This window comes from Oleiphilus sp. HI0086 (assembly GCF_001635225.1).
Genome location: NZ_LWFZ01001457.1, coordinates 1 through 1159, shown reverse-complemented (window position 1 = coordinate 1159; position 1159 = coordinate 1). Strand labels below are relative to the sequence as shown.

Sequence of the window (1159 nt, the reverse complement as noted above, 5' to 3'; positions counted from 1 at the left end):
TTCAATATATCGTTGGTGACTTTCTAGCAGGTGCTATTCCGTTTAACGTTGCACGTATGGTGCACACGAACTTGCTCATCGTTTGGCTATTATTTGGCTTTATGGGAGCAACTTACTACCTTGTCCCAGAAGAGAGTCAAACTGAACTGTATAGCCCATTGCTTGCCAAAATCCTGTTTTGGGTGTTTGCCGCAGCCGGCGTTGCGACCATTCTAGGTTATTTGCTAGTGCCTTATAGCACCTTGGCAGATATTACTTTTAATGAACTCTTACCGACCATGGGGCGAGAATTCCTTGAACAACCGACGATTACTAAAATTGGTATTGTCATCGTTTGTCTCGGGTTCATCTTCAATGTAGGTATGACCATCCTTAAGGGCCGCAAAACAGTGATCAACATGGTATTGATTACAGGTCTGATTGGTTTGGCAGTGTTCTTCTTATTCTCTTTCTATAACCCAGGTAACTTGGTTCTTGATAAGTTCTTCTGGTGGTGGGTTGTTCACCTATGGGTTGAAGGTGTTTGGGAATTGATCATGGGTGCTATTTTGGCTTATACCTTGATCAAAGTGACTGGCGTTGACCGTGAGATAATAGAGAAGTGGTTGTATGTGATTATTGCTTTAGCACTGATTACCGGCCTGATAGGAATGGGGCACCACTACTTCTGGATCGGCCCGGGTGAGTACTGGTTGTGGCTGGGTTCTATCTTCTCAGCGCTTGAACCAATTCCTTTCTTCATGATGGTTGTGTTCGCATTCAAGATGGTTCGTGAACGTCGTCATGAGCATGGCAACCAGATAGCATTGACTTGGGCTTTAGGTACTTCGGTAATGGCGTTCTTGGGCGCAGGTGTATGGGGCTTCATTCATACGCTAGCACCGGTGAACTATTTTACACACGGTTCGCAGATTACTGCAGCTCACGGACATCTAGCATTCTTTGGGGCTTACTCAATGATTGTGATGACGATAATGTCCTATTCAATGCCAATTATGCGTGGTCGCCCTCACGGCAACTGTGAAAGAGCACAGAGATTGGAGCGTATGTCGTTCTGGACAATGTGTATCGCAATGTGCGGTATTACTTTGGCATTAACAGTGGCGGGCGTCTGGCAGATTATTCTCCAGCGTTTACCAGATGACGCAAATGCTCTGAG

The 1159-nt window shown here is 45.6% G+C and carries 1 protein-coding gene; it reads left to right on the top strand.

Annotated elements, in window-relative coordinates; translation table 11 throughout:
- Positions 1–1159 (top strand): cbb3-type cytochrome c oxidase subunit I (locus A3756_RS24655; RefSeq protein WP_068554950.1); only part of this gene is annotated, 1159 nt, incomplete at both ends.